The sequence below is a fragment of the Vibrio sp. 10N.239.312.D08 genome (assembly GCF_041466145.1).
In the GTDB taxonomy this organism is placed as follows: Bacteria; Pseudomonadota; Gammaproteobacteria; order Enterobacterales; family Vibrionaceae; genus Vibrio; species Vibrio crassostreae_C.
On record NZ_JBFSSD010000001.1, the window covers coordinates 157727 to 182679 of the forward strand.

At 40.1% G+C, this 24953-nt stretch carries 26 protein-coding genes; 8 read left to right on the forward strand and 18 right to left on the reverse strand.

The features are described 5' to 3' along the window. Positions 1-82: 82 nt before the first annotated feature. Together AB6D58_RS00750 and AB6D58_RS00755 are read right to left on the reverse strand one after the other, a co-directional pair. Positions 83-415 carry a hypothetical protein gene (locus AB6D58_RS00750; protein WP_372156111.1) on the reverse strand — a complete coding sequence of 111 codons (333 nt, stop codon included), beginning with the start codon at positions 413-415 and terminating at the stop codon, positions 83-85. Between the two features lie 175 nt (positions 416-590). After that, the gene (locus AB6D58_RS00755) at positions 591-992 is read right to left on the reverse strand and encodes a DUF1294 domain-containing protein (RefSeq protein ID WP_372156112.1); all 402 of its coding nucleotides are present in this window, start codon (positions 990-992) and stop codon (positions 591-593) included. A gap of 319 nt (positions 993-1311) precedes the next feature. Here AB6D58_RS00755 and AB6D58_RS00760 point away from each other — a divergent pair, with 319 nt between their 5' ends. Continuing rightward, positions 1312-1617 (forward strand): helix-turn-helix domain-containing protein, encoded by a 306-nt coding sequence (locus AB6D58_RS00760; protein WP_372156113.1) that lies wholly within the window; start codon positions 1312-1314, stop codon positions 1615-1617. Positions 1618-1650: 33 nt separating this feature from the next. Further along, positions 1651-2748 (forward strand): tyrosine-type recombinase/integrase, encoded by a 1098-nt coding sequence (locus AB6D58_RS00765; RefSeq protein ID WP_372156114.1) that lies wholly within the window; start codon positions 1651-1653, stop codon positions 2746-2748. Between the two features lie 1103 nt (positions 2749-3851). Here AB6D58_RS00765 and AB6D58_RS00770 read toward each other — a convergent pair. From AB6D58_RS00770 to AB6D58_RS00780, 3 genes are read right to left on the reverse strand one after another with little or no spacing between them, the layout of a single operon-like run. Beyond that, positions 3852-4046, reverse strand: a complete 195-nt coding sequence (locus AB6D58_RS00770) for a hypothetical protein (RefSeq protein WP_372156115.1) — start codon at positions 4044-4046, stop codon at positions 3852-3854. 11 nt (positions 4047-4057) lie between these two features. Further along, on the reverse strand, positions 4058-4687 hold the full coding sequence (locus AB6D58_RS00775; protein ID WP_372156116.1) for a TfoX/Sxy family DNA transformation protein: 630 nt from the start codon (positions 4685-4687) through the stop codon (positions 4058-4060). Then, positions 4687-5226, reverse strand: coding sequence for a hypothetical protein (locus AB6D58_RS00780; RefSeq protein WP_372156117.1), 540 nt, complete (start codon positions 5224-5226; stop codon positions 4687-4689). The genes AB6D58_RS00775 and AB6D58_RS00780 overlap by 1 nt, the downstream gene beginning before the upstream one ends. A gap of 739 nt (positions 5227-5965) precedes the next feature. Here AB6D58_RS00780 and AB6D58_RS00785 point away from each other — a divergent pair. From AB6D58_RS00785 to AB6D58_RS00805, 5 genes are all read left to right on the forward strand, one after another. Continuing rightward, entirely contained in the window at positions 5966-7306 is a 1341-nt protein-coding gene (locus tag AB6D58_RS00785) for a hypothetical protein (protein WP_372156119.1), read from the forward strand. Next, entirely contained in the window at positions 7306-7911 is a 606-nt protein-coding gene (locus AB6D58_RS00790) for a hypothetical protein (RefSeq protein ID WP_372156121.1), read from the forward strand. The genes AB6D58_RS00785 and AB6D58_RS00790 overlap by 1 nt, the downstream gene beginning before the upstream one ends. A gap of 452 nt (positions 7912-8363) precedes the next feature. After that, a complete protein-coding gene (locus tag AB6D58_RS00795) occupies positions 8364-8645 on the forward strand; it encodes a hypothetical protein (RefSeq protein WP_372156122.1) in 282 nt (93 codons plus the stop codon). A gap of 176 nt (positions 8646-8821) precedes the next feature. Beyond that, positions 8822-9409: an outer membrane beta-barrel protein gene (locus tag AB6D58_RS00800; RefSeq protein ID WP_372156123.1), complete on the forward strand. Its 588-nt coding sequence runs from the start codon at positions 8822-8824 to the stop codon at positions 9407-9409. 48 nt (positions 9410-9457) lie between these two features. Beyond that, entirely contained in the window at positions 9458-11890 is a 2433-nt protein-coding gene (locus tag AB6D58_RS00805; RefSeq protein ID WP_372156125.1) for an Ig-like domain-containing protein, read from the forward strand. Positions 11891-11923: 33 nt separating this feature from the next. Here the strand turns inward: AB6D58_RS00805 and AB6D58_RS00810 are convergent, their stop codons facing one another. From AB6D58_RS00810 to AB6D58_RS00840, 7 genes are all read right to left on the reverse strand, one after another. Further along, positions 11924-12310 carry a hypothetical protein gene (locus AB6D58_RS00810; RefSeq protein WP_372156126.1) on the reverse strand — a complete coding sequence of 129 codons (387 nt, stop codon included), beginning with the start codon at positions 12308-12310 and terminating at the stop codon, positions 11924-11926. Positions 12311-12581: 271 nt separating this feature from the next. Then, a complete protein-coding gene (locus tag AB6D58_RS00815) occupies positions 12582-13004 on the reverse strand; it encodes a hypothetical protein (RefSeq protein ID WP_372156128.1) in 423 nt (140 codons plus the stop codon). A 163-nt stretch (positions 13005-13167) separates the two neighbouring features. Further along, positions 13168-13509: a ProQ/FINO family protein gene (locus AB6D58_RS00820; protein WP_372156130.1), complete on the reverse strand. Its 342-nt coding sequence runs from the start codon at positions 13507-13509 to the stop codon at positions 13168-13170. A gap of 1255 nt (positions 13510-14764) precedes the next feature. After that, positions 14765-17254, reverse strand: coding sequence for an Ig-like domain-containing protein (locus AB6D58_RS00825; RefSeq protein ID WP_372156132.1), 2490 nt, complete (start codon positions 17252-17254; stop codon positions 14765-14767). Between the two features lie 28 nt (positions 17255-17282). Continuing rightward, positions 17283-18008, reverse strand: a complete 726-nt coding sequence (locus tag AB6D58_RS00830; RefSeq protein WP_372156134.1) for a hypothetical protein — start codon at positions 18006-18008, stop codon at positions 17283-17285. 312 nt (positions 18009-18320) lie between these two features. Then, entirely contained in the window at positions 18321-18764 is a 444-nt protein-coding gene (locus AB6D58_RS00835) for a hypothetical protein (RefSeq protein ID WP_372156135.1), read from the reverse strand. Positions 18765-18775: 11 nt separating this feature from the next. Then, entirely contained in the window at positions 18776-19105 is a 330-nt protein-coding gene (locus AB6D58_RS00840; protein ID WP_372156137.1) for a hypothetical protein, read from the reverse strand. A gap of 205 nt (positions 19106-19310) precedes the next feature. Between AB6D58_RS00840 and AB6D58_RS00845 the strand changes: the two genes are divergently transcribed. After that, positions 19311-21254 (forward strand): Ig-like domain-containing protein, encoded by a 1944-nt coding sequence (locus tag AB6D58_RS00845; protein WP_372156139.1) that lies wholly within the window; start codon positions 19311-19313, stop codon positions 21252-21254. Positions 21255-21514: 260 nt separating this feature from the next. Here AB6D58_RS00845 and AB6D58_RS00850 read toward each other — a convergent pair whose 3' ends face one another. From AB6D58_RS00850 to AB6D58_RS00875, 6 genes are all read right to left on the reverse strand, one after another. Further along, positions 21515-21856, reverse strand: a complete 342-nt coding sequence (locus tag AB6D58_RS00850; RefSeq protein WP_372156141.1) for a hypothetical protein — start codon at positions 21854-21856, stop codon at positions 21515-21517. A 142-nt stretch (positions 21857-21998) separates the two neighbouring features. Further along, positions 21999-22646: a hypothetical protein gene (locus tag AB6D58_RS00855; protein ID WP_372156142.1), complete on the reverse strand. Its 648-nt coding sequence runs from the start codon at positions 22644-22646 to the stop codon at positions 21999-22001. 373 nt (positions 22647-23019) lie between these two features. Beyond that, positions 23020-23580 carry a hypothetical protein gene (locus AB6D58_RS00860; protein WP_372156143.1) on the reverse strand — a complete coding sequence of 187 codons (561 nt, stop codon included), beginning with the start codon at positions 23578-23580 and terminating at the stop codon, positions 23020-23022. Positions 23581-23649: 69 nt separating this feature from the next. Further along, positions 23650-24000, reverse strand: a complete 351-nt coding sequence (locus AB6D58_RS00865) for a hypothetical protein (protein ID WP_372156144.1) — start codon at positions 23998-24000, stop codon at positions 23650-23652. A 9-nt stretch (positions 24001-24009) separates the two neighbouring features. Continuing rightward, positions 24010-24528, reverse strand: a complete 519-nt coding sequence (locus AB6D58_RS00870; RefSeq protein ID WP_372156145.1) for a hypothetical protein — start codon at positions 24526-24528, stop codon at positions 24010-24012. A 67-nt stretch (positions 24529-24595) separates the two neighbouring features. After that, positions 24596-24895 carry a hypothetical protein gene (locus tag AB6D58_RS00875; protein WP_372156146.1) on the reverse strand — a complete coding sequence of 100 codons (300 nt, stop codon included), beginning with the start codon at positions 24893-24895 and terminating at the stop codon, positions 24596-24598. Positions 24896-24953: the final 58 nt, after the last annotated feature.

A 24953-nucleotide genomic window follows, 5' to 3' on the forward strand; every position in this document is an offset into this window, starting at 1 on the left:
TACTTCTAAGAATCAGAGTATCAAAAAATATTCTGAACTTGAGTTTGTGTCTGGGTGATCAGAGATTGTATCTTCAATTGTATCAACAAGTGGCGTAGCACCATTCAGGAGCTTGGTCTGCTTTGCTGAATGAGAAAGGCTGTTGCAGGCTCTCTAACTCTTCGAAAAATGCACTAGGGTTCTGTCCTGCAAGAAACTTTGGTTTGAATATAGTGGTTTTTGTATAGACGCCTTCCCCGGTGAGCCTTACGTTGCCAGGGCAAGCCTCAATGTAAAGTTTTACAATTCTTAGTGTTGTATTCTTGCATACCTTAAATGGCGCTTGGAGATCTTTGGCGCGCATTGAGCCGGTTGATTCGAGTAACGCATCTATGTACTTAAGCATGCAACGGTGTTCAAAGTTAATTTGTTTCATCTTTTGTCATTTCTATTGTTTATGTGCCAGCACCCGAAAACAGCTGCAACGGCGCCAATAATGATTTGGATAACTAATGCTTCAATAAGCAATATGCCGCTACTAAATTTGCTAAGGCCAATGTCCCAAATCAAAATAAGTGCTGTTATAGGTACAATAAGCAAAATGATATTAATCATAGGCTGTTGAGTACATTCTGTATGAAGTTCAGTGGAATCCGCAGGGCAGAATCACTTGGAGTATAGAAGTAGACTATTGTAATTGAAAATAGTAGAGAACTCACTATGTGAGTTGCTATGAACTTGGAATTCGATGTTTTGTGACGGTTCATCAATTGCCCAAGCAATGACCCTGCACCTCCACCCAGTAGGGACAGCATAATTAGTCTTGTTTCGGGCACTCTTCTTCTATTTCCTCCACTGGCATTTTTAATTGCGATTCTTTTGTCTCTTGTATACAGCCAAGCTGAGACTAAACTTAATATGAGCATTGCTTTTAGTACATATGTGGGTGGATTTGAAAGGATTACAGAAATACAACTACTTAGAGTAAGGGTGACATTTAAAATTTTTATCATTTTTAGGGACTGCCAGTTTGTTTGGGGTTAGGTCATAGTACGTTGTCATATTGTGCGACTAGTTTTTGAATAAATCGCCTTGCCCTTGGTCGCACATTACGCTACTATAACTGGGCGTAGTGATACGCTTCCTAATACTTAAGTTTGCTTTGCTTATTTAAGTGGTCCCTCGGGACATGGATGCTTGCAAGCTGGAAACTAGCAAGCATCCTTACTTAACTTTGATTGTGTGTGTTGAAATCGGTACTATTTAGGCTTAAAGCATCAGTAGTCAATTGTACTAACCAAAAAATATGTTCGCCGTGAGATCACTTCAATAATGAGTTTAAATTCAAATCGAAAAACTATCGCAATTCTCTCTGTTTTCGCAAAGAAGAAACATCCTACCTTATCAGAGCTTGTATCAATCACTGAACTTCAAAAGTCTACAGTTATGCGTCATTTAATAATGTTACGTCAAGACTTTATGTTTGATTATGAGCATGACAAATCTCTACGTACGAAGGGCGCTTATCGTGTTAATTGTTGGGGTGTGTTTAACCCTAGATTTATACGAATGTTAGAAACTGGAGATTTGGGAGAAAAGGATATTGATGTCAAAAAGCTATTAGCAAAAACAGAGTGAGTATTCGATAGAAATCTGTAAGGATTGCTTTTCATGTCACTGATGGCACTACATAACTCGAATAATCAAGCATCATTGCAAGCCGTTGCATCTAACGGTGATCTGTCTGTTCACCTAAGTTCCTCTGTAAGACCTGATCAAGTTCGCAATTTAAACCTCTTGCCTGAGCAGATCGAATCATCTCCTGAATTGATGGCATATTCGCAAAGTTTCCTTGAAGAGTTTAAGTTTGTCCGTGGCGGTTTACGTGACTCTTCATGGGATGAACTTCAAAACAAGTGGTCTCAATTCTTTAACTTCTGCCTTAGCAATGGCTATAAGCCACTCCCAGCTAAGCATGAAGTTGTCTTCGAATATATTAAGCACCGAGGCAAGGTTCTTCATAGAAGCACCTTAAAACGCGATATGTGGGCAATTAACCGCATTCACGATGCTGCAGGCTTTAGAGAACCTTGCAAAGATCAAGCTATACGGGATTTTGTTAAGCGGGTATCTGAAGACCAAGCAGCTAATGGCTTATTCATTACCCAGGCAGAGGCGCTTACTTCCGACGATCTGAATGAGGTTGAGCAACTGTGGCTTGAAATGGGAACTGTTATGTCATTGAGAGATCGTGCGATCCTTGGCTTAATGTTTTGTTGCCTCTTGCGTGGCAGTGAATTGCGTAATGTTAAGTTTGGTCACGTGAACAAGAAGAACCAAAAGTTACTAATCCCTATCACTAAAACAAACCATAGTGGCAAGCCTGATATCGCCCCAATAAATTCGAAGGCAATGAAGTGGCTAAACGACTATATCGCAGCTGCAGGTGACTTCTCCGAAGATGACTACTTGTTTAGGGGAACCACCAGCTTTGGCAAAATTACTAAGTCAGGTAAAAAGCAGATGAGTCACAGCACTTTGGTTCGAGTGTTTGAAAGAGCTTTTGAAATCGTCGCATACCGCAAAAAAGGGTTAAAAAAATTCTCTTGTCACTCTGCTCGTGTCGGTTGTTGTCAGGCTTTATGGGCGGCCGGTGTCAAGATAGAGAGAATAATGAAGCTAGGACGTTGGGCGACTGAAGAGATGGCTTACCGTTACGGTCGCGATTTCATTATCGAAGATGATGCACTCGATATGGTAATGGGGTAGAGCAGTGTTGTTGATACAACCATAAAACGATAATACAACCATATAGTGATTTTAAGGTTTTAAGTCATTGTTATAAAGCAACTATAACTGGTTTTGTTTGAAAAGCTCTCGAAAATCCATCATCACGTTATGGTTGCAATTCCTATAGAATAACATTGTATCAATCACTTACGAATATCAACTTATGGGTGTTTCAACAAGTGTCACTTTTTCAAAATCGGAATGGCTGAAACATTTACACTGTGTATCCCAATCTTGATGTTGGAACGAATCATCGTCCCTTGTTGGAATTGAAGTGGTTTTCTCCTTCTCACATATGTTTCAACATCTTGATCCTGCCGCTAATTTCTTACCTAATATTCAAGAAGTACGATACTAAAACTACTCGTTATCTCTGCGCTGACTATCTTCTGCTTGTGGTTTAGGTGGTGACTTATGGTGTTTTGCTAAGTTTAGAGTTGAAGCTATGTTTTAACATTGAGGGCTATGATGCCCCTATTAAGTTAAGAATAGCGATGCTTTGATTCTCTATATCTATGAAAGTTAATCTATGCTTGGGACATGTTAAAGTTTACTCAGCCACAAATTGCGAAAGGCCCGCCCATAGATGCCGTCACTGCTAAATCATATGTGTAACCTACGCTGATAACTGAGCAATTTAGATACAGGCATGCTGCCCTTGTTCTGGGACTACTTATCCAATTTGTAGTAATGAGGATTAATAAGCAAAGTATGGCAAACGGCAAGAGTTGGGAAGTGAATTTTAAGGCAGAGAAAAAATCCTTGAAATGGTCGCCAATGAATTCTAAGTGGCAAGTGTAAATTTTTATGTAGAAGACCATTGAACATGTAATGCTAAGTAATGCCCCAATTGTTAGTCCAATTAGCGACTCGTTTTGGGTAAATGGAGCCGCCTTTGTAAATCTAAACGATCGATGCTTTTGTACTTTTTCTTGCATTATTTGTTTCCTATAAATTCAAGAGTGAAACGAAATCAGGTAGTCTAAACTTTATTCGTGTTACTGGGTTATGATGGTTAGTGTTCCAAGCCTTTCTTTACTTATCTTGGTCGATCATTTCTTTATCTTCAATATCTCAATATCTCAATATCTCAATATCTCAATATCGAGGTTGAAAACTGTTTGTAAGAGTAAGATTTCCGCTTCATTGAGCAATGCGTAGCTCGGGTTAATGACGTCAAGGTTATCTCGAGATAGATATATCGCTTCATCTGGTGTTTTACCGGTGATGGTAAAACTTTCGATCCCTGTGGTCTTCACTCTTAGGACATAGTTCATAGCAATTCTTCTTAAGAAGCGATGGCGAATTGACGGCGCTCAATCTCATTGTTGGCGAAGGCAAGTAAATCTTCGCGCCTTACCTTTGGAATAACAGCCTCATGGCAACCTGCCACAGCACCTTCTAGTTTGAGAATCAGTTGGCTTCTTAGTTGCTGATTGTGCGCCAATTTTACAAAAGCATCTTTAGAACCTTGATTGATAAGATCACTAGCCGATACGATACCTGCAGATCTCAGTTGTTTTTCAATTGCGATGGTCATGTTTGGCAATGACTTGATCCGGCGGCTTCCGGTGTCGTTTTGTCTTTCTCCCTGTTTTTTTCTGTCTAAACAAGCGTTCTTGATAACTTCTTTTAAGTCAGAGTGTGTTTTTATGTACTCATTAGGAATTCGATACGCTTTCTGCTCGCGTTTAAATTTCCCGTGGTTAATGGATAGTGTTTCTAGTAGTGGTTGTTTCTCTTTAAGGTCTTCTGTTAAACGGCAAGTTCTCAGAAAAAGAAAGTGATTTTCTCTATGCAGGTAACCAATGAAAACATCATCAATAAAGATACCAAGGTGCCCAAACATGGTTTGAAGACGTACATTGTCATTGTCTGCTTTGAATTCTAAAAGCGTTTTTTCAATATTAAGTGTCATTATGAGGCTACCTTGAATGCAATATCATTGTTAAATGGCTTTATCTTCCCATGTTTATAAAGGGTTCTGTCGCTGCCATCGCTTGTTTCCAGCTTAATGCCTTCGTCTGTGTAACTATTTATGGCCAAACCATATTTAGGCAATAAGCCAATGTCACCGGAAGCATTATTGAAAACCAACACTTGGCCCTTCATTGCGACGTTACTCTGCGCAGAGTAATTGGGTTTTTTATTATCAGTGCTCGAGTAGGAATTACTTACTAAGTACCCATCTACGAGTAGGTTGTTGCCATCAAATGTCCAGACGGTCTTGATCAAGGTATCGTCAGAATGTTGATATGTGTACTCATACACTCCAGTAGGTAGTTCTATAACTTTCTTAGTGGAGAGATCATCAACTATCTGTCGTTGATAGAAAGTTGGTTCGACTTGTGTCTCGAAGCCCATATTTCGATAGGCAGTGTCAGCAGTATACTTTAAAAGGTAGACACTAGAGCACGCAAGTACAGCACCAACTAAGGTGATTACTTTTATTCTCATAATATTCGATTGTGTTAGGAAGTTCGTAAGGAAACTTGTGCATTATATCACACAGTCACTGGCTGAGGGAGCGTTGTAATGAGAATGTTTTTGGTAGGCGTATCAAAAAATTGATGAAAAAAAAGCCAATAGCAATCATACACTATTGGCGTATATATCTTTGAGAATAGCAATTTGGGCTATTAGGAATATATTTGTGTGAACAATGAGATTCACTAAACAACGTCAGTTGGCTAGGTGACCCCGGCTTAAAAGGGTCACGTTTATTAATGCACGTAGCGTGCCAACTTAATTCATCCAAATAACACGCTGTATTGCTCAATGTTTGTGCATAAAATCACATATACCCGTTACGAATTAGCATTTTGCATTTGCAAATTGCTATAGTTTTCGAAGTGCAATCATACTTCTGTAATATTTCCTGCTAAACTAATCTTTGAATGATTTCTTTCGAATTGAAATCGATTCTTTCAGCCTTTTCTCTATCATTTTAGCTGTTAATGTCATAACTATAAGTGTCAGAAATCCTATTAAGAATCCATATTGGTAGATGATAAGACCAACGATGGTTCATATAATTCCTATCATTGCAATGAGTAAGTTAGGCGAGGGGTTCTTCTTCTAGGTAGTAGGTATCTGAACGAGTGTTCATGGGATGATCAGGGTATAGTAAATTCTCATTTTATGCTACCAAGGTCGGTGCTATACTGGATGTATGATCAGAATTAATGAGATTGCTATGAAATTTAGTCCTTTATTCCTTCCACATACTCATGCCAAACGAGTTTCACCTGAAATCTCAGCTTTCTTGCACTCATTAAAGTCGCATCATCGCGGTGTATTTGATGAGTATGATTACGCTTTCGACTTCTTGATGGAATATCATCATAACAAGAACAACTACAAATCTATCCGTGGCGAGCTTTGTATTTTCCTGAATTGGGTCTGGAATGTTAGGCGTAAGTCGATATTCGATGTTAACCGTAAGGATATGTTTGATTTTGTAGAGTTTGGTAGTAACCCACCTGAAGAACTTACCGTAGGTTACGGTGGAATTCCGATTATCGCTGATGAACCAAAAAAAATTCCGTTTGAGTGGGAACCTACGTTAAACGATCAGTGGAAGCCATTTGTTAACTTGGGTATGAAACAGGGAAAAAAATATCAACGCAAATTCACTTCCCTGAAGAAACAACTAAGCATCATTAGCTCGTTCTATGCGTACTTAGGTGAAATGGAGTTAACTGACAAAAACCCTGCCGCTATTGCTAGTCGCAAGTTTCAGGAAGGTAATGTAGGTAATGTTGGTGCCAGTGATGAAGATAAAGAGAAAGCGCTTAGCACGATGCAAGCCAGCTGTATCTTTGAGTTGCTGGAATATCTATGTGAAGAGAACCCTGAACGTTATGAAAGATCTCGATTTATGTTCTATTTGTTGGTCCTAGCTTATCCGCGTCGGTCGGAAATAGCATCTCGACCAACACATTCACCGACGTTTAGTGATTTCAGACGCCATAGAACGCAAGCAGGTAGCTTTTATTACACGTTCTACATTCCACGTTCAAAATGGTCGAAGTCTCGTTCTGTGTTAGTGTCAGACAGGTTGTTAGAAGCCATGAAGCGATATCGCGTTCATTTAGGGTTGAATCCTTTGCCTGCTGCTAATGAAAAGGACATCCCATTGTTTGTTCGTCATAAGGCTGCATCACACGGTCGCCAAGCAGGTATAGTCAACGCTAACCTTGGAGATGAGCAAATATCAACTCTGGTTAAAGAGTTGTATGATCTAGCTGCTGATGTGCTAGTTGAACGCGGTGAGCTTGAAGAAGCAGCGGAACTGCGAACTTTTACTGTCCACTCGCTACGTCACTTGGGTATTACCAATGACCTTCATTCAGGACGCAAAGCTTCTGATGTAATGAAAGATTCTGGCCACAGTAGTTATAGCGCGTTCCAGATCTATCTAAGTTCTCGTACTGAACTGCGTCTTCCGGACCTAAACCTGAAAGACAAGATATTTTCAAATAACGACTTCGGCTGCATTAAAAACAAAATTTTTGAACCGGAGATGATCCACTGATGAATATGAGTCATACCACTCTTGATGTGGTGAACATTGACCGCGATATGCTGGTGGCCTTAATAAGAGAGTATGTGGCGAAGGGTAGAACCACGTTCATCTATAATGGTGAAAAGCAGCAAATCCATGTAGGTGACGCTGAATCACTTAAAGAGCCTGTCGCTCAGCAATATTTTAAGAAAACCGATGTAACCTGGACTTTATCTGGAGTCCACGATGCTTTAATGGTTCTGTCGCTTTTGACGATGACCGATGAGATAGAAGTGGAGTTTCTGGATAGCCAAATGTTGATACGCAAATGCTGTTCGGAGACTATCAATGGCGAAAAGGAAAGTATTATCCTTGAGCCCAAATCTTCTATGGAAATGATGCCTGCTTATCTTGTCTTGATCATGCTATTTTCATTTGCAGCGGCTATTGGTTCCACAATATATGCCTATAAAGTGAAAGACCAGTTAGCTAATGGTTCTAGTCCAGAACGTGAAGCTTTGATGGTTGAAGTATCTGCGTTTCAAGATGACATAGCTGCACTTGAAAATGCAGAAAGGCTAGGCGATGTGAACATTCAGATCCTTCCAACTGACGTTGAGGTGGACAAGAAATAGTCTTTATCTATAGAGCTAAGTCATTTATATTAATCAAGCCGTTATCCGGTGTGCATCTGTCTTAGCTCGCTGCGCCCTTCAGCTAAATTGTGATAAGAAAGACTCTACTACAACGATTCTCTTGAGACGCACGAAAATTTCTGGCCTATGTGTTTTGAGGATTCGGGCAATAAACCGCATACGGCTTTAAGTGAAAATAGAGTCCTCGATGTCCTTGAGAACCTTGGTGCAAACACTCTTGTTATTGTGGATGAAGCTAATTACGTGCATGAACGTATCAGTCTTAAATCCGTTTTCAAAAAGGAAGCGATCTTCTTTTTATCAAATCAGTGTTTACAAGATTTCCTTGGTGCCAGATGGTAGGGAATTGATACCTGTTTTGGCATTAAGGCTAGAAACGAAATAACTAAATTCATAAAGCCGGCGTTCGTTGGCTTTTTGTTGAGGGAAGAATGGGAACAATTTTAGATATACAAGTGCCAATCTACTTTATGTTGACGTTTGCTACCCTACGAATTTCCATCAGGCTTTTAGTGAAGTTCTACACAGCAAGAAAGCAAGCACAAGCAATCGCAATCATTCAGAGGAATGGATTGACAGTCAAAAAGATTAAACCAGGCAATGCTGATTTTGACAAAGACTTGGAAAAAGCTCTAAAAGTGATCTGTGGTACTGATTATGTAGCCGTTGATAGGAGAGGGCAATTGGTAGGGAAGATTGACTCTGTATGTTAGGTTTGAACCAAGAGGTAAGTTATCCACAATTTCTGTGCAAAACTTGTAAATAATGATCCTAACCCCTTTAAAAGATTGTTGTGTCTTAAAATCAAGCAATTTTATGGTAAGATAAACAAAACTATCTATTTGCACTCAAACTAATTCAGAGTGTCAATCCAATATTAGGAATAAGCATGAAGCTACTCAAAGGCACAGCCTTGATTCTAGCTTTCGTGTCTTGTAATGCATCCGCTGCTTATTCAGTCGGTTTGCGTCTAGGCATGGTCGAGCAAGAATTGTCTGTTGATCCAGTATCAAGTAAGCAAACGGATTTCAGTTATGGTCTCGAGATTTCTGACTTGAAGTACGTTGACTACAACTTTTCATGGGGCTGGGCCTTAAGTGCCGACTATTCGGATGTCTCTCATGGTAATTTGGGAGATGTTAGCACTATCGACGTTATGGCAGGCCCTCTGTTCTCATATCGTATAGCCTCAGTAAAGGCTGAATATTGTAATTGTAAATTCAGACGCGTTCATGATGGCATTTCTGTGTTTATAAAGCCCCAAGTGAATTACTGGTCTTCTGATTTTGGTAATGATTCAGAATCTGATCTTGATTTTGCATATTCAGCAGGTTTTAAGTACCAAGACTCAAACAATTACGCAGTTTCACTTGAGTACCAGAATGTTAGCCGTGAAGTGACATTAAACCGAAGTACGAACTCAAAAGTTGATATATCAGACGATCGGGTAATTTTGTCGTTGGGTTATCGATTCTAGTATATGCCAGCTTCGCAGGCATTTTTTCGTTTTATAAGGAGACTTTAGGTGTTTAAGAAAACCTCAGTCGCTCTCTTATTGTCTTGCGTTGCAACACATGCCAGCGCAGGTTTAGAATTTGTTGAGTTTACATCCACCAATAACGAGTCAGAGTTAGTTAGCAACTTTTCTAATGTTTATATCAACAATGCTGGTGGCGTTGATCTGTATATAGCATCAGGACTAGATCGCAAGCTGAACGTTAAACTCAAGCGTGGCGGTTCAATAATAGAAGAAATCACAACTTCCGTGATAAACACCAATGACCGTATCAATAAGGGTGGCAAAGAGTTTTATGGTAAAACTGTCTCCCTATCCAAGCTAATAGTGGATGGTGATCATACCATTGAAATTGATACACTTTCGTTGAACGGTTCACTGATAGCTACTGATTCTTATGACTTGACGCGGGATGTTGTTCCACCAGTCATTAATGATACTGATATTACATGGATTCGTAATGGATGGTCATACGGAAACATTGATCAGTTCTCGTATTCAGATAGTAGTCTAGAACTGCGATTAAATTCACTGACTGAAGATCGATCTGGTCTTTCTCACGTAGAATATTTTATATCTACCCCTGAACGTCTATCAGCGGATAAAAATGACCGTTCTGTGCTAGGGGCTCGATTAAATACAGATGGTGAATTTGCGGGTAATGCTACAATAGCCACTTCTCAAGCAGCTCATCCTAATGTGGCCCCAAATCAAGATTTGTATACGATTGGTTTTGATGTGTTTGATAAGGCTGGTAACAAGAGCTCTATCCAACGTAACAGCCATATAGACAACCAATGCCCACCACCGCCAAGTATTGAAGTATTCAACGTCAGCACGAATCAGTGGGAACCATATGTGGCCAATATGACTATTCACGCAAACCCAGTTAAAATGCGATGGGGTCGTGATACTTCAACCTTTGAGAACGGCGCCAATTCACCTTATGGTTGGGTAAGTGGTCATAATGTTAGCTATACAAATGGTTCTACAGCTTACTACGAACGAACGATGCCGATCCCTCAAGATTATTCGTACTTTTACTTCTATACTAGAGCCGGTGAAATTTGTCACCGTCAGTCACTAAGCAGCTTCAAATATTCTTTTGCGAATGGAGTAGATAAAGCGCCTGTTGCTCACAGTGTCTGGTACAAAACAAACTTGCCTGAACATGGAGATGATTGGGTTAAGAGCAATTCAGCACGATTTAATAAGCCATATACTATTACAGCCGTTCGACACTCAACTGAAGCTCGATCGTACCGACAAAAAGCTTGGGGAAGCTCTATACCAACGTGTTACATCGAACCTGGTCAGACTTACTGTGACTCAGCAACGAATATTTCATATTCAAGTGGTCGCGGTTACTCTCCTAAAGCTGTCTACTTAGACAGAGATTCTGGCGGTCTGAGTATTCACTATGGCTACATCCTAACATATTGGGATATGACCCCTCCTCAAGTGAAAAGTGTTGAGTCTTCGACGGAAACTAAAAGCATTATTTCCAAGTCTTATGACCCGGACACGGTTAGTGATTGGCGCGACCACATGTGGGTGATCAGCAAGGTAGAGGCTGAAATAAGCTCTAAGACAGATCAAAGTACATATCGACTATCACCATCTAAAACTACTCAATTAGATATTCAGAATCGTGAAGATATTTTCGATGTATCAAAAGTAGATGATGGTGAGTACGAAGTTACTGTAGTGGCTACAGATTCGTATGGCAACGTTGGTTCTAGTCAGCAACAGGTTAGCTTTAAGGTGGATAACACTTCTCCTGATATTGCTATTGAATACGATGATGGTCCTTTACCGGACACGATCGAAGATATTCGTAATATTCGATTCATTCTGGCTGATTCGAGCGATGCAGTGGTTACATCTGGTCGTTTGTTTGGCTCTAGTTCCAATGAAAATGTATTTTTAGGGATCATTGATCATGGCGATGGCGTTTATTCATTTGAACAACCAAAAATCTTCCCAACGCTCTTAGATGGTGAGTCTTATTCGTTAGAAGTGAGTGCTGCAGATGAGTATCAGAACTCTTCGAGTGAGACCATTACATTTAAGTACATGCCTCAAAACTTAATAGAAATGGATGTTCAGAGTTATTTAGGCATTGCTGTGAGGTTGTATGATGAAGATGATTCACCATTAGCTAAGATCTTTAGTAGGGCTCCATTGCAAATTGATGAGGGTATGTTGGCAACAGGTGCCCAGAATGCGTACATTACAAACCGAACTGACTCTGAGATTAGTGTTATTCTAGTATTGGCTGGAGGCGAGGTTACCGTTGCTCCTGGTGAGACTAAACCAATTCAAGTTGATTTGGGCGACTCTGGAGATGCATTAAACATCGAGGTTTATCCGGCCACAGAATTAGAAGGCAGGGCATCATTGATGTTCGATATACCTCAATTGACCTCTAAATATAATTAGGAATGTAATAGGGAGCCAATTGGCTCCCTATTTTTAGATTACGTAATTTTCTTTACGAAGTCGGTATTTTGGAGTTGTTGCATCTTCGATCATTCTTTTGCAAATGATGTCTATTGTGTTTATGGCGTCCAGGGACAAAGCAATACCTGATTCTACGAAAAGGGTTTGTATATTGTTTCTTATGATTTCTGTAACCGAACGTTTGTTGGATGCTATAAAACTAGGCTTGATAGTTAGGTTATTTTCAAAAAGTGAACCATCTACGGCTTCAAAGTGTTGGGTACCTTCGCTATCTACAATAACTTCTTCTATGTGATATTGGGTGAACAGTTGGGAAAGCCGATGATCCCATCCAAACATGAATACTAGCAATTTTTTTGGTTCATCTTCCGCTTGCCAATTAATTACATGCTGACTCATTTGATGTCTACTCCTCGTCTATATCGATAATTGTTGTTGAGTCTACGAACTCTGTTTTCGGGGTTAATAAGTAGTAAGGTTATGATTTCTTGTAATGCCCTAGAGATTGTGGCGTTCTGAGCAACAATAGAACCATTAATGGTTTGACAAAGTTCGAGCCTATTTACGAGTTCATTAAGGGTAAAGCTTTATTGGCATCGCGAAAGGCACCTTGAGAGCGAATATGGCTTCCGTTTGGTTGGTTCGCGGATGCAAGTACCTTTATGGTTTTCTATTTAGTTGTTGTTTTGTACAAGTCTTCAGGTGAAACCCAATCGGCTTGGTGATAATCAAATTCACTATAGTATTTGTTGGAACATTCATTATTCCATTGTTCGGTTATGTTGTTCTGCAATTGAGTGGTTTTCCTAGCTTTATTGACCATAGCGTTGTAAGCAGAAATTGCATCTTTACTTGGTGTTCTTATTTTATCAAGTTTATCGCTATAGTAGTTTAGGGTTTTTCTGTTCGCCGCCACCTCCGAGTCTAGAGTGGTAAGGTCATGTTGTATGCGTAGGCACATTTCAATTTCTTCAACAGTCAATTGCTCCAAACCTTGTAGTTCTGGGTGAATTACTTGATTTCCGCTCATTGGTGGTTTGTCAGGATCAAGCAAGCCGTCAGGAAAATAATTGTCGTTTAATTTATCTTTCATTGTGAAACCAACAATGATGATGAGTCCAGTTATAATTCCTAGATCTTTGTATTTCATAATTAATTTTGAGGTATGTTTACTCTGCAAGGTGAAATTATTCTATAGCAAAAAATCACAAGCTAGAATGATTTTCTGATTAATAGGTGAGGGCACTTTGTTTCTTTTACTTTATACATAATTGCTTCACTGCGTGAGTGCGTTGTTCATCTGTAACTGCTTCTGCGATTGAGCCATCTAAATTGTACCTATTATCACTATCGATTATCGCTTGTAGGTAGCGACGGCTAGAGACTAGCCTGTTGATCGCTCTTCTTGAATGGTTGGCACCAAATCCGTCGTGCCTCATTCTCTGTTGAAGTTCTTGACCAATTCCGACTGCAAATGGCATGGGTAACCTATATCCGACTAATGTTTTAAACGCAGAATTGATGTTAGCGTACTTTCTATGGGCGTTTTCGCGGTCAACTGGAGGTAGGGCGTTTATTTTCTGTAGTTTTGTTTTCATATACATTCCTGTGAGAAAAAGCTTCTGCTTCAGTGTTCATGCTGTGAACGGGAGTCAGGATGTGAACATCAGACTAATGTCTTACAACTAACAAACCTGTGTTCATATTACTTTGCTAGATAGCCGACGGCATAATTACATTCCGCTATGTAGTGAATATTTGTAACTCTATTTTGTTTTTCAAAATGTTCACTGGTGATTGGCTTAGCTTTTTCAAGACTGTTATCGATCTTACTTCGACACATTCCATTGCTTCCGTAGAAAAAACTGTGCCTCGGGCAAACGAGTGTAATGGTATCTAATGTATTTTTTAGACCAGTAAAAGATTCGATCTATTAGAAAGAAAATAAGGAATGCAATGGGTGCTGCAGTCGTCGTAGTGAACTTATCCAGTTCTTCAACAATCAAACTCCCAATAGCGTGAGCGCCGCTTAGAGAACAGACTACAGTGAGAATAAAACCATAGAGGTAGAACATCTTTGTAGCTTTCGATTTGTAGTTTTTTGCTGCAGTGATTGACAGGTTTGGGTTAACCAGATCATCGAGATTTTTGTAATCGAACATGATAATGGACCTATTATGCTTACCCAGATAATTACAGTTATCTGGTACAAAGGTGTAGGATTTAATACTCACTAAGCCCTTGTGTTGAGACAATAAAGTTTGCCCGTAGCGTACAACTCATTGTTTCAGTTGGTAGAGTGTTGATGGCTGTTAAGCCAATACCCTCAGTTGATCTGGATATGACTTACACCTTACGGACAAACTCAATTGTCACTCGCTGTCTTTCAACGGGCAGACTTTATTGTTCCTGCACAGCCCTTGCCCAATAAGGACTGCTTTAGTGCTTGAGAAATCAATAATAAAGTGATTCGGATAAGTGTGATTATCTGAGGCATTACTATTATTTCCTCTCAAAGTGCTTAAACTTGAGGTTGCTTTCTTAGATAATCTGCTAATTGTGTTTTTTCATTTACTTTTGGAATGCTCCAACGTTAGAGTTCCATGAATATTTGAATCCTTCGGCAAATTCGAGTGACCGGTTTGGTCTTCTAAGTTTGATTGGCTCGATCACTGGTATCATTAAAAAATCCCTTATTACTTCTTCGGTGTTTTCTTCCTTGTTTATCGCTATTGCTGCGACTTCTAAGTAACAATGATTTATTCTATTTTTTAAAGCAACGCTTAGTGTCAAAAGCGTTGCTTTTTTTGCTCTATTGAATCGCTTTATTGTGGCAAATGAGTGGTCATATAATCACTCATATTTCGAACTTAATTTCGGGATTTCCACCATTATATCTGATGTGGCAATTATAGAACTGCTGGTTGCTACAGGAATGGTAACTGGCCTATCCCCTTCACCAAAATCAACCGAAAGAAGTTTTGTTTCGCCTGGACTAATAGATACGCCGTCAACTGAAATAGGGAGCTTTGAATCACTCCTAACTGTTAGGTAATAGTCATGTATACCTGATGCCATTTGCCCGCCTTCGACTGTCATAGGGTTGAAGGTTAACGATGTAACCGGACTATCATCATGTTTAAGGAGTGGGACACTCACCGGTAATGTTATGAGGGACCCCAAAGTGATGATGTTTTCTGGTATGTACTTGAACTTACTATTAGCAATGGTTCGGTTACCGAAATCATCAACCGCTGCAACAGTTAACGTGTACCATTCATTTTCAATCAATGTAGGAAAGACTCTTGGAGTTTCAACTCTATAATTGTCATTTCCAGTTGCAACCAGTTTTAGTTCAAATTCATCGTTAGCAGCTCCGCCAGTAAGTAGGACGGACTCTATTAAGTAATCATTGGCATCATTTACGCTAAATAATATCTGATCTAACTTTGTTATCGAGGCATTTTGTAGCGGTATGTTCTCAATTGTTCCCAGTTCAATAATTGGGTTTTCTGTTTCGTACTGGATATGACCTAAATCTACCGTGGTTATATTCCAAGCAGTATCCTGAGCCATTAGTTCTATGTTGTATAACCCGTTTTCCAGTTGTGGTAGCGGTATTGATTCGTCCATAAATGCGCCGCCTAGAGGAACGACTTTACCATTCAAGCTGAATTGTCCTTTGTTACCGTCTACCCAAACATCGATTGTCTTGTTTGAAGTGTCAGTTATTCTAAGTCCGACCTTAGACATCTGAACCCTGTTCCAGTCCTCACCTGAAAAGTCCTTTAAAGCATAAATTTGATACTCGTTCGAATATGGTTTCTTTAACGATTTAGTCACCCTAGGTACTGTCTTGTCGATGGTAAAATTCATACCTCCTAGATTAGAACTTTTCAAATCCCTGAAATCATCTTTTACGATTTTGTTCATCCAAAAATGACGAATAAGAATTTGATCATTAGGTATTGCAGGATTAGCACCTTTCCAGTCAACGTATTGAGTAGGTAGTGATGCTTGGCAGGTTGTACCATTTACCGGGATGACGCAGTTGGAATACCCACCTCCGGCACCGTGCTCTTGTATGAACACTCTTTGGATATATGGTCTGGGTTCTGCGGTAACTCTAAATTGAGTTGGTTTATCATTCTGATTCGCCAACCCTAACATATGGTGCCCGTAGTTAACCCACCCTACTCCATTAACGAAGTATTCTTGTTTTACTGCGACAGGTTGCTTTGCTAGATGTGGGGCTAGATTTAAATCGTGATATAGGAAGTGAGATACCCAGCGATCATGACGGCCAATTGTAATTTCGTGCGTTCTCGGGTCACCCTTTGAATACACGGTTTGTACATGAAAGTAGGCGTACCCATCTTTAACATATTCGGTAGTATTGTATTGACCCCAATAGCTGTAAAGTCTGCCGGGATTTGCAGGATTAGCCCATTCATATGGCATTCGATATACCAATTTGAAATTGTAGTTTCCAACCTCCATACCGGGTGTATATGCCTTGTATCCGGTGTATGGTGAACCGGGTAGAAAATTCCCAGAATATGTTCCGTCATTGATGCCCACTAATTCTGGCAGGTAACCCGGGCCAGTCCAAGTGATATCTCTAGTTGTTTTACCTATATTCCCCGCTTTGTCGTAGGCATCGATATGAATCGTGTAATCTCGTTCGTAGGTCGGAAATATATTAGGGGCTCCGCCCTGCCTTGCCTCTTTAGATACCTGATTGTATGCCATTTCAATGGGCGATTGTAGAGGTGTGGTTTCTCCTCTATTTGTTGCGTAGACTATGATTTTATCTATACCAGATAATTGGTCGTTTACATTGGATGCACCCCAGTTCCAAACTTCGAAGTCCCCTAACCATTGATTGTTAGGTACGTTACTCAATTTATATGCAAAGCTATTCCAGAAAATGTTTCCTAAAGTTGGAGGTTCTTCATCAACGGTTAATTGCTGCACAGTTGCACTTATAGTGTTGCCCTGTGTGTCAAGTTGAGTGACATTTATGGTGTAGGCATTTTGAACTAGGTGTCCAATTTCGAGGGTTTTCCCGTAAAATTTTTCACCATTTACCTCCAGTGAGTCTCTTATTCCGACAACTCCTAGGTCGTATGAGTTAGTTCCGCTTTCGGATGTAATGTCTACAACCACGCGACGATCTAGGCCTGAAATTAGATGAAGTCTTAAACCTGAATGGTTAGGAAGAAAGTTAACCCCTTCTTTGAACCTTTTATTTTCACCATTCGTTTCAATGTAGTGAACGTTCGCTAAGACTTTACTAGTAAAGATTAAAAGTAAGACTGTGAAGATCTGTTTTCTATTCATTTGGATAAAATTCCTATCTAATTGTCATTTAAACTGTAACAATGCCTTGAGTGTCTCGAGGGTTCGGATTTACGATGTTTTCAGCATTCACGCTGAAGCGCTCGTTTTGTTCTTTGATTGTGTCGCCATAAATTTTAATGCTTGTTTCACCGGGAGCGAAGGTTACTTTTCCGCCAACACCTTCATAGTCAATTTGACTGAAATCAACGGCACTGATATCAACGTTCCCTTCAGAACCACCCGCAGGCACTACGGTTAGCCAATCCCATAAAGGGTGATTTCCATATCGTGCAATAAGATCCGAAACCAGCACCGGAGATCTATTTACATTACCCCAGAATCGAAGGTTAAAATTAGATGCGATCTGATTGACTGAACCCTGAAAAACGTCGTGATCGATGATAAGCATAATGCCAACCCCACTTTTAGAGTAATCACCAAACGCTGAGATTGTTGATTGAGTAAAAGCGTTTGAGGACCAAGTTTCTGATCCCATACCTATCACTGCTTGGTAATTTTTAAGTTCAGCTAGAGTAATGTTCGCATTTCCGACCCCGCCATAGTTATCTACATCTTTGATAGATATTGGTATGCCATTGTTAGTTGCCCATGTTGTGAATGAACTACCAAAGCCTGCAACGCCGCTGTAATCTTTTACTCTGTAGTTACCACCATGACTAGCAGGTTTATCACCTAGTAATAAAACGCCGTTGCCAAAGTTATCGGTTTTGATCCAGTCCCTTACGTTGCACATATAAAGCCAAGTACCACCTAAGCCATCGGAATTATTATATATTTTTGGATACCACCATCTAGAACTAAGCGCCCACCGTTTGGATTGTCAACGATTGAGATAAACGGATTTCCATAATTCATACGCTAAGTTTCTAGCTTCACCAGCGATACTTGCCGTGTCGTTATCATTGGTAATGTACTCAAAAGTGACAGGCTTTCCGTAGTTAACATCCATTGAGATTGTTACGTTAACGTTTTTGTTGTCACTGTTTCCTTCGTTTAAGCTTGCATCACCGACAACTAGTTCTGGTACTTTATCGAGCGAAGAGACCTATTGAGGTATACGCACTACATAGTCAAACTTCGACTCAGCGTTGTTCGTTGCTTTAAAAGGGATTCTTAGACGGCCATCGTCGTCAATCACTGAAGTAAAGGTAACCGTTTGACCAGGTGAAACAGTCGTAGAACCATTGAGTATTACTGGTGCGTTTGAATTTGCATTCAGAGTAAAGTTGACGGCTTGAGGTCCAACGGCAAGGTTACCTTGAATTGAATATAGTTCACCAGTAATTAAGCCGGGCGCCGGGTTGTCGGCGTAGTCGGTCACCATTTCTTGTAGAGCGAGGCCAATTTGTGTTTTGTTGTCTATGGTGACTTTTTTCGTGTGATCAATTGTATCGACTGATTTAGTGTCATTAGCAAACGCCAAGGTAGACGCTCCCGCTAGAATGGATGCGAGGACAGTAATCCTTACATGTTTATTTTGCAATCTCATAAATAATCCTGTTATGGAGCGTATTCTGACAATTGGTGATCAATTCTATCTTTGAGAATTTCTATTTGAGCCTTATTTAGATGCATTTCGGCAACTTTGTTATTAGCTTTCAAAGTTGCTACGTCAACTAAGTAGAGGTGGAGTCCGTTGCTAGCTTCCGAAATCGATGATGCTAACTTGGTATTGTTATCAATTTTGAGGCTGAACAGACCCTGCCCTCTGATTTGTTCAAATCCAATTGATGTTGTTGGTCCGATCATAATGCTACCTAAATTAAGGTCAATATGAGTAGGCCCAATTGACGGAATAGCCGCCTGCCATTGTTTATTTTTGTCAGTCATTGTTATTCAACTAAGGTAACAGTCAGCTTGCAGAAGAGATGTTACATTTTAAAAAGATGGAAATTGCTATTTAATATTACTCTTTTTTGCAATGGAGATCGACTTCAATAAGTAGTGGTAATATTGATGTTTAATCGTACAAGATGTATATTGTGAACTATCTCCACATTAAATCTATTATCTCACTCACATTGAGGGAATATTTGTGCGTATAACCCTAGCATTAGCTGTATCTGCAGCAATGTCGTTTAGTGCAAATGCAGCAATGGTTGATCTCGGTTCTTGGGTTCAAGAAGGTGCCGCAGCTAATGGTACATGGTCCTTATCTAGTGACCGACATTCTGTTTATCAATCAATTAATGGTCACCCGACGGCCTATGTCTCTACAGAGTCTTATGATTATCGAGTCTTTAGAGGGGACATCCGCGTAGAAACGAGTACGGACGACGATTACATTGGATTTGTTGTGAGTTACACACCGAATGACTTTATCATATTTGACTGGAAGAGTGCCGATCAAGGCGACGCTCTGAAAGGTTTTTCTCTCATTCACTCTCATGGCACTTTAGATGACTTGAAAAATATTGGTTGGGGAATCCATGAGGCTAACACTTCTAAATCCACTTTATTGGCGCGTGATCGCAGCCGAGGTTGGACCCACAATACATATTATGATTTTCAAGTTCAATTAAAGCCCGGTCGAATCATCGCTTCGGTCGATGGTCAGGTTATTTTTGATGTCGAGACAGACGCGGTTAAACCCGGTCGATTTGGTTTTATCAACTGGTCTCAAAGTGATGTGCGGTACCATTCTATCCAAGAGCTACACCCACCCATCCCTGAAGATTTCAACTTAAATGTTGACCAGGGTAAGGTAACTCGAGTTAATGGCGCGTGGACAGATGGTAATACAGATGACAGTCATACCTGTCAGCTAGTTAATCAGCCTGCTAATGGTCATGTTACTTTTATTCCACCGTGTAGTTTCGACTACCAGCCTCATCCAGATAAGAACGGCGTGATTTCTTATTCCTATCGAGTAACAGATAGCAGTGGGATTGAAGCTGATGGCATTGTGACAATGAATGTACAAGCATCTGGTTTAAATGTTGACCTCCCATCACATATGATTGCAGGTCAGCAATACATAGAAAATATTGAATTCGCAGGTACATTTAGCAACGGTTTTACTAAGCCATCAATTACCGTCGCTAACGCTCCTTCTTGGATTAGATATGACGATGCCAACTCTCGATTTGTTATGACACCCACTAATGATAATCTTGGTTTATATGAAGATATTGAGATTACTGCAGTTAATGCTAATGGCAACCTAGTCACACTAGGTGACTTCGATATTCAGGTAATCCCGAGTGATAAAGACGATTATTTAACCCAAGAATTCACGCTTATACCAACCAATGAGCCTATCCTTGATGGCGATGATAACTACATTGTTTCCGTAGAAATCCCGCCTCTAGCATCAGGTGAAAATAATTTGGTTGAGGGCCCGCATGAGATGGTTGTAAATACGGTTAACTCACCAGAAACTGTTGTTAAGTACCAAAATCAAGTTCTAGCTCCAGGTTCGAGTAACTCTTTTACCGTTGATATAAACCCTCAAGGTACGGTTATACCATTCGCAGTGCACGCTCCCCAGGATGATAATGCAGGGTTCACACTGGATTTTCCTTGGATAGATTCGCCTGATGATTTGCGTTATGTGCGGGCTGTAGCTTGTGGCGATAACGACTCAACTAATTGTCGTTACAGTCTTGAATCGGATCGCAGATCTGCACCAAGCGGCCAGATTCAGGTGATATTCCGTGACTACGAAACGAAAGAGTATTTAACTGAATCGTTCTCAACATCTGACTACGCATCTTCACAGTTCATGTCTAAGGTATCAAACATGACTGATCGAGATATGTTTGCAGTGAATATTAACACTGGTAGCGCTACAAGCTTTGTGAATGCATTAAAATCTGCTGTCGGTGACGGTAGTTTAAACACAGCTCTGAATACTTACTCCGGTAAAGATTCGGGTACAGTGGTATTTGTGAAGTCTAAGGGCGTAATTGATAGTAAGTTCGACGGTGCTTATCGTTGGGGTACATCTATGCAGACTTGGGTAGGTTTGGAGAATTAGATCTTAACTTGGTTATTCCAAAGGCGCTCTCAGGAGCGCCTTTTTAGTATCGTGCTTTTAATTCTAAACACTGGTGTATTAGTTGTGCCTGCCCTAGCCTTTTCGCTTTTACTGAAATCTGACTAAGTAGGTCTAATGCCTGCTTCTTCGCCATGTTAGTTTGCACTATGTAGTTTATGGCATCCTTTAATTCCGCTGATGATTGGCAGTTTTTTATCATTTCGGCTGTAAGAGGTTCTTGGTGAAACGCTGGCTGCATACTACTGTTTGTTCGGGTTCTTAAAAGCTAACAATGTGTTCTGGAAGTAATTTAGTAGTGCTTCCACGTTCGGTTCAAGTGTTGTTGTGCGTTCTTCTTCGAGCATTAACGGTTGCTCACCATCAATTTCAACAAATGGCGCCTTTGGGCGAATGTTAGATCTAGTTAGAATACCCGAACCGTCTTTCGATAGTGCCATTGTTGTATAGAGAACACCATTGGTAGCCTTAAAAAACTCAAGGCCCTTCTCGGTTCGGTGTGACAATGGGATGACCACTCCGTTTTGGTTGATAGCTTCCTGAAGGATCGCGCGTAATTCTTTATAGTCTTTAATTTGTGTCATTGTGTGCTCTCGGGGCAATTTGGCTTAGGAGGGATAAGGTATTGTAACTTGGCTTGTGCATAGTGTGAACAGGTAATGTACGTTCGCAAAATTCAAAGCAAAAAAAAACCCCAGTCATATGACTGAGGTTTAATGAGGTTAATTACGGTGTGGTTATTGGACAAACTTCTTGGAAGAATTCAATAACTTCACGGTCGCCGCTAATGGCAGAACCGATCATAAAGTCCAAGTTGTCTGAGTAACAACCAATTACTTCATTTACGATTTCTGTGCCGCGTTCGTTAAGGTTAGCGCATTCAAGCGTTTCAATAATTTGTTTCCATTCGCTACGGTAACCGTCTCGGTTACCTGCTTTAAATAGCTCCAAGAAATATTGAGGCTCATTTGATGGAATGTTGAAGTCAGGCTTCTGACTTGTTTCAATTATTGCTTGTTGTTTTTCACGCGAATCTACAAACTCAATGACTGTCTTGTACTTATCTTTAGCACCATCATCAAAATACGCTTTAACAACTTTTGCCATTTCGCTGTGTACCATGCCCCAGCGATTTATCATTTGAGATTCACAAATGATAATTGAGGCAATTTTTTTCAAACACTCATAGCTTGTTTCATCGAAATTACCATACTCGGCAGCTTCATTGTGCAAGCTGTTGAGTCTATTGGCATCAAAGGTATTTTTGCCAGTAGGCATGTTAAGCGGTAACACAAGTGTTGAAGTGTAACCTAGGAAGATGTTTACCTTCTCTTGTAAAGAACGTAGTGCTTTAGAGTTGATTGTATTTTTCATTAGTAGTTCCTTGATCATTTACTATGCAGCTGTAAATGTCTTGTTGGGTTGGTTTAGGTGTTTAAATTTGTGTGATTTTGGATATTCATCGTGAGCAAGTTACACCAAGAGATGTGCGGTACTGATCGATGGTTGAATATATCCATTGCCATGAGGTTGGGCCTTGGTCATTTTCTAGGTCTGTTGACATCCAATGATCCACTGCTCTCTCCCAAAGTACGTTAGGTTTTAATAATCTAGATTTGCGTTTTAATCCGCGTAATAGATTATCGAGTGTTTCGAGCATTTCCTGCTTTTGTTCAGAGTCCGTTTCACGAAACCATTTTTGGCGTTCAAGCCAAAGTTTATAGGTGATCGTTTCACGGAAAAGAGTTTAATAAAGTGTCGCTTGACGAGTTGTATCTGTCACTAATGTTTCCATCATATGATCAGCAAAGTCTATAACGATTTTGTCGAATAAGTATCCAATTCCTCTTGAGGACAAGCCTGTAGGAATTTGGGTTTCGACTGCATTTCTGAAATCTGCTGCATCGCATGAGACTTCTCCAATCTTAAAACTCACCAAAGTGGTAGCATCTTCATCCGGGTCAAGCCCGTATCTATTGTGGATGCTTTTCTCATTGAAAGTAATCCCATAAGCGTCAATAAACGCTTGCTGGTTGGTCTTATTACAATGAAAGTTCACGTACCAATGCACAGGGTTGGAACCGTTCTGGAGCATCCCTGTTATGGAGTGTGGCACTTTGGCTAATGTGAGTTCCGTTGATATTGCTTTCGCGAAGATGGCACAGTCGCTATGACCATATTGGTTCCTAAATTCCTTACTCGAATGCTCATAAGCAGGGTTTTGCAGCATTAACATTCTGTAGAAATTTCGGTATTCAGGACGATTATGAATGGCACTTTTGTCAGGTTGGATAGTGTCTTTTTTCATGGGTAGTTACTTGTTTAAAAAGGTACCACCCACAAGGATGATACCTTGCGGTTTGAAGTTTATGGAAATTTAAGCTTCGTATTGACTCAAAAATTGAAGAAATGTCAATTCTCCAAGTTCTTTGTCTTCGATTTGGTCTTTCACACTCCAATGATGGTCACGACAAGTTTCAGACCACTCGCCATCAATCTGTTTAAATACAATCTCATTCCCTTCTAGGTCTTGGACCGGAAGATCATGACTCGTACTTGCAGACTCTAGCATTGATTCAAGTGAATCAAACACGAACAAACCATGCTTGATTAGATCCTCTTTGCTTAGCTTGTTGTATGGATGCGTATGTACTTCTTGCTCTAGAACGAAGAAGTGACCGTTTGGATTGATTACAAAGATAAATTCGTAATTGTAGCTATCAAACATTTTATTTCCTTAGTACGAATTCATGTACGTTTCAATAGCTCTTGAACAGCTGCTGTATGTACACGATGTGCTAACAAAAACCAAAGCATCATTGACAAAAACTGCTATTGGTAGGTTTTGGTGTTCGATACCAAAATCAAAAGCTTTTAGCGGTTTAATTGTTACTTCAGCTAATCCATTTTCTAGCTCATTAGCATTATTTTCAGTCATTACATCAATCATGCTGTCTACACATGTTGGTAGATATAGAGTGATCATTTGGGCAACCATCTGCATGGATTGCTTTTTGAACTCAGGTTTTAAATGCTTAAGCATGAGCTTACACATACGAGAAGTAAGTTGAACGCAAGCACATGTTTTATCTGTAAAGTGAGGTTCAGATTTACAGATAGTGCAGCATGATTTTTCTGAAAAGTCTTTCAGGAGAACTTGTTCATTTAACTCCTCTTTGAAGGCCTTAAAGTGGGTGCGTTGACGTAGTTTAAGATCATCAGTGTAAAATGGTTGTAGTTTGATTGCAGTAGTCATATTTAGTCTCTCGATATGTAAGTTAAATGGACTACTACCCAGTCGGGATTAGTAGCCCGATTGGGGTTTATTCAGTTAGAGCGTCTTCATTGAAAACGATCATGTACTGGTTGCCATATGTATGACGACAAGGGTATTGATAGTAGCGTGAGCCCTCAACGAGACACTGATCTGTTTCAGTGATTTGTGAGACGCTTTTATGCCCTCCTTCTGGATGGTATACACTATCGGTATCAAGACCCACAAGTTTTTCTTCTTCATCGATCATCGCGGCTAGGCGACGATTTGAGTTCGGATAGTAAACTGTAGCAGGTTTGAATTGGTTACCTTTGTGGTATGTTTTGGCGGTAATTGTTACTGTTTTCATTGTAGCTCCTAAAAAAATAATGAAGCTACACCCAGCAAGGGGAATAGCCCCTTTTGGG

Bases quoted from the DNA above. Each gene is read 5' to 3' on its own strand.
- AB6D58_RS00750 (WP_372156111.1), bottom strand. From the start codon at position 415: ATGAAACAAATTAACTTTGAACACCGTTGCATGCTTAAGTACATAGAT.
- AB6D58_RS00755 (WP_372156112.1), bottom strand. From the start codon at position 992: ATGATAAAAATTTTAAATGTCACCCTTACTCTAAGTAGTTGTATTTCT.
- AB6D58_RS00760 (WP_372156113.1), top strand. From the start codon at position 1,312: ATGAGTTTAAATTCAAATCGAAAAACTATCGCAATTCTCTCTGTTTTC.
- AB6D58_RS00765 (WP_372156114.1), top strand. From the start codon at position 1,651: ATGTCACTGATGGCACTACATAACTCGAATAATCAAGCATCATTGCAA.
- AB6D58_RS00770 (WP_372156115.1), bottom strand. From the start codon at position 4,046: ATGAACTATGTCCTAAGAGTGAAGACCACAGGGATCGAAAGTTTTACC.
- AB6D58_RS00775 (WP_372156116.1), bottom strand. From the start codon at position 4,687: ATGACACTTAATATTGAAAAAACGCTTTTAGAATTCAAAGCAGACAAT.
- AB6D58_RS00780 (WP_372156117.1), bottom strand. From the start codon at position 5,226: ATGAGAATAAAAGTAATCACCTTAGTTGGTGCTGTACTTGCGTGCTCT.
- AB6D58_RS00785 (WP_372156119.1), top strand. From the start codon at position 5,966: ATGAAATTTAGTCCTTTATTCCTTCCACATACTCATGCCAAACGAGTT.
- AB6D58_RS00790 (WP_372156121.1), top strand. From the start codon at position 7,306: ATGAATATGAGTCATACCACTCTTGATGTGGTGAACATTGACCGCGAT.
- AB6D58_RS00795 (WP_372156122.1), top strand. From the start codon at position 8,364: ATGGGAACAATTTTAGATATACAAGTGCCAATCTACTTTATGTTGACG.
- AB6D58_RS00800 (WP_372156123.1), top strand. From the start codon at position 8,822: ATGAAGCTACTCAAAGGCACAGCCTTGATTCTAGCTTTCGTGTCTTGT.
- AB6D58_RS00810 (WP_372156126.1), bottom strand. From the start codon at position 12,310: ATGAGTCAGCATGTAATTAATTGGCAAGCGGAAGATGAACCAAAAAAA.
- AB6D58_RS00815 (WP_372156128.1), bottom strand. From the start codon at position 13,004: ATGAAAGATAAATTAAACGACAATTATTTTCCTGACGGCTTGCTTGAT.
- AB6D58_RS00820 (WP_372156130.1), bottom strand. From the start codon at position 13,509: ATGAAAACAAAACTACAGAAAATAAACGCCCTACCTCCAGTTGACCGC.
- AB6D58_RS00825 (WP_372156132.1), bottom strand. From the start codon at position 17,254: ATGAATAGAAAACAGATCTTCACAGTCTTACTTTTAATCTTTACTAGT.
- AB6D58_RS00830 (WP_372156134.1), bottom strand. From the start codon at position 18,008: ATGTGCAACGTAAGGGACTGGATCAAAACCGATAACTTTGGCAACGGC.
- AB6D58_RS00835 (WP_372156135.1), bottom strand. From the start codon at position 18,764: ATGAGATTGCAAAATAAACATGTAAGGATTACTGTCCTCGCATCCATT.
- AB6D58_RS00840 (WP_372156137.1), bottom strand. From the start codon at position 19,105: ATGACTGACAAAAATAAACAATGGCAGGCGGCTATTCCGTCAATTGGG.
- AB6D58_RS00850 (WP_372156141.1), bottom strand. From the start codon at position 21,856: ATGACACAAATTAAAGACTATAAAGAATTACGCGCGATCCTTCAGGAA.
- AB6D58_RS00855 (WP_372156142.1), bottom strand. From the start codon at position 22,646: ATGAAAAATACAATCAACTCTAAAGCACTACGTTCTTTACAAGAGAAG.
- AB6D58_RS00860 (WP_372156143.1), bottom strand. From the start codon at position 23,580: ATGAAAAAAGACACTATCCAACCTGACAAAAGTGCCATTCATAATCGT.
- AB6D58_RS00865 (WP_372156144.1), bottom strand. From the start codon at position 24,000: ATGTTTGATAGCTACAATTACGAATTTATCTTTGTAATCAATCCAAAC.
- AB6D58_RS00870 (WP_372156145.1), bottom strand. From the start codon at position 24,528: ATGACTACTGCAATCAAACTACAACCATTTTACACTGATGATCTTAAA.
- AB6D58_RS00875 (WP_372156146.1), bottom strand. From the start codon at position 24,895: ATGAAAACAGTAACAATTACCGCCAAAACATACCACAAAGGTAACCAA.